General features: G+C 68.8%; 3 protein-coding genes. All 3 read left to right on the forward strand.

Going from position 1 to position 3085, the window contains the following annotated elements; genetic code table 11:
* Positions 1–200: 200 nt before the first annotated feature.
* Entirely contained in the window at positions 201–1382 is a 1182-nt protein-coding gene (locus tag ABKW28_RS22650) for a tyrosine-type recombinase/integrase (protein ID WP_235532554.1), read from the forward strand.
* On the forward strand, positions 1379–2329 hold the full coding sequence (locus tag ABKW28_RS22655) for a tyrosine-type recombinase/integrase (RefSeq protein WP_056680693.1): 951 nt from the start codon (positions 1379–1381) through the stop codon (positions 2327–2329). The genes ABKW28_RS22650 and ABKW28_RS22655 overlap by 4 nt, the downstream gene beginning before the upstream one ends.
* Positions 2326–3085 (forward strand): tyrosine-type recombinase/integrase (locus ABKW28_RS22660; RefSeq protein WP_348613519.1); only part of this gene is annotated, 760 nt, incomplete at its 3' end. The genes ABKW28_RS22655 and ABKW28_RS22660, both read left to right, overlap by 4 nt.

Raw genomic sequence — 3085 nt, forward strand, 5'->3', positions numbered from 1 at the left:
GTCCTATGCCGACCTTGGAACTATGCCGACCATTTCAGCGGTCGCGCAGGTCAACGGTGATGCTGAGGTTCGGAAGGTCGGCATAGTCGCGTAGTCGTGGCCATTGCTTTCAGACACGGGGTGTCTGTCTGGAGGTGTGGTTCGTGACGAAGAGATCTGCGATAGCCCGGTCGTACCCGGATCGGGTTCCTCGGGTTCCGGTGGGCCCCTTGGCACCGACGGTGCTGGGCGAGTGCTCGGCCTGGTTGAGCATCAAGGGTTACTCCCCGGGCTCGGCGGCCGGGGTGCTGAACGCGCTGGGCCGACTCAGCTTGTGGATGCGAACGGTCGGTGCCGGTGTCGAGGACATCGAGGAGGAGCTCCTCGCCAGGTTCGTGGAGGAGGAGCGCGCGAGGGACGTCGTCTGCGTCACCGCGATGAGGGCCCGAGGGACGATGCGCAGGTTCCTTGTGGCGAGCGGATACCTGGGCTCTGTGGTGGTCGAGGACTGCCACCCGACGCCGGCTGCGGCTGCAGTGGCGCAGTGGCGTGGTTGGATGCGCGACCAAGGCGGCCTGACCGAGCAGACCATCGCGGCCCGCGTCCATTACGCAGCCGGCCTCCTGGACGCGCTGACCACCGACGGCGGGGCCCTGGAATGGCGTCGGCTTGAAGTCCCCCTCGTGAACGCCTACGTCGCCGAGCGCGGACGTGGCTACGGGGCTGTCGCACGTGCGCACATCGTGACCGCTGTCCGGTGCCTACTGCGGTGGGCGCTGAGCACCGGTCGTATCGACCGGGATCTTGCTCCTGGCATCCTGAAGCCCCCAGGAACGAAGCGTTCCTTGCCGCGTGGCGTGAGCGCCGACCAGGTCGCTGCACTGTTGGGGGCGTGCGATCCCGCCACGGCGATCGGGACCAGGGACCGGGCGCTCGTCCTGGTCCTGGTGAGGCTGGGCCTGCGCGCTGGTGAGGCAGCGGGCTTGAGGCTCAACGATATCGACTGGGCCACCGGCCAGTTCAAAGTCACCGGCAAGGGCCGCGAGCACGTGCTCCCGCTCCCTGTCGACGTGGGCCAGGCGTTGGAGGCGTGGCTGCGGCACCGGCCTCCTGCCCTGGACAGGGCGGTGTTCGTGCGGATGAAGGCGCCTCGCCAGGCGATGACGACCTCGGGGATCTCTGGCGTCATCGCCCGGCTGTCGGGCCTGGCGGGGATCGACCCGATCTACGCGCACCGGCTCAGGCATACCGCCGCGATGAGCGTGCTGGCCTCGGGCGGTTCCCTGACCGAAGCGAAGGAGCTGCTGGGCCACGTCCACGCCGCCACCACGATGGCCTACGCGAAAGTCGACCTCGCCTCGCTGCGTGAGCTGGTCGTGCCGTTCGGACAGGTCCCGCGATGACGACACCGACGACGCCGACGACGCTGCGCGAGTGGCTGGATGAGTACCTGGCGATGCGACGGGCCCTGGGGTTCCAGCTCGACGACGTCGAACGGCAGGTCGGCCTGTTCCTCGCCTGGCTCGAGGCACGCGGCCAGACACAGACCTTCACCATCGACGACGCCGTGAGGTGGGCGCGGCTCAACCCCGACGCGCATCCATCATGGTGGGCCACCCGGCTGTCGCTGGTCCGCCGCTTCGCCAACCACCTCAACGCCAGCGGCGTCGACGTCCCGGCGATCCCCAGCGGTTTGCTGCCAGCCAGGAAGCCGCGGGCGGTTCCCTTCATCTATAGCCAAGCCGACATCGACGCCTTGCTCGCCGCCTGCGACACGACGTTCACCGACGAGCGGATCGCCGCGACCGTGCGCACCGTTATCGGGCTGCTCGCTGCGACGGGGCTGCGGATCGGCGAGGCCCTGCGCCTGCGTGTCGACGACATCGACACCGCCCACGACCTGCTGGTAATCCAGGAAGCGAAGTCAGCAGAACGGCTGGTCCCGATCCACCCGACGACCACGGCCGCCCTGCTGCAATACATCGCCCTGCCTGCCCGAACAGCCACCCACCCCGACCCCCACGGTCCGGTCTTCGTGACCTCCAAGGGAACCAGCTACGCCTACGGACCGTTCCAGGCGCGGTTCAAACGGGTTCGCGAGGCCGCCGGGCTCACCCCGCGCGGAAGGGCACGCCCCCGCCTGCACGACCTGAGGCACACCTTCGCCACTGCGCACATGACCACCGCCTACGCCTACCACGGCGACCCCGAACGAGTGCTCACGCTGCTGGCCACCTGGCTGGGGCACTCCGACGCCGCCCACACCTACTGGTATCTGACCGCGACCGGGGAGCTCATGGCCCGCGCCGCCGGCCTGCTCGAGCACGACCCCGAAGGAGACCCCTCATGAACGCCCTGGCCACCAGCCTGCAGACCTACTTCACCACCTTCGCCCACGATCAGCGCGACTTGTCCGCCCACACGATCGCCTCCTACCGCGACACCTGGCGGCTGCTGCTCAAGCACCTGGCCTCCACGTTGGGGGTCCCCGCGGACTCCCTCGACTTCGACGCCATCACCGCCGCCAACGTGTCCGGGTTCCTCGACCAACTTGAGCACGAACGCGGCAACGCCGCCAGGACCCGCAACGCTCGGTTGACCGCGATCCGTTCCGTGCTCGGCCGAGCCCTTCCGGACCATCCCGAACACGCCGCCACCATCACCCAGGTCCTCGCCATCCCACCCAAGCGCACCATCAGACCCGTCATCGAGTTCCTCACCACCACCGAGGTCGACGCACTCCTCGCCGCGCCCGACCCCAACACCTGGACCGGTCGACGCGACCACGCCCTGCTGGCCCTCACCGTCCAGACCGGGCTTCGAATCAGCGAGATCCGTTCGCTGACCCGTGCCGACATCCACCTCGGCACAGGCCCCCACGTCGCCTGCACCGGCAAGGGACGACGCCAACGCATCACCCCGTTGACCCGAGCCACCCTGGGCATCATGCAGGCCTACCTCGCCGAACGAGCCACACGTCTCGGCACGGCCCTGTTCTGCGGTCCCCAAGGATGGCCACTGTCGCGTGACGCCCTCGAGCACCGCCTCGCCAAGCACCTCGCCACCGCCACGACCACCTGCCCCAACCTCGCGACCAAGCACGTCA

The organism is Nocardioides sp. 31GB23, from assembly GCF_040012395.1.
Taxonomy (GTDB): domain Bacteria; phylum Actinomycetota; class Actinomycetes; order Propionibacteriales; family Nocardioidaceae; genus Nocardioides; species Nocardioides salarius.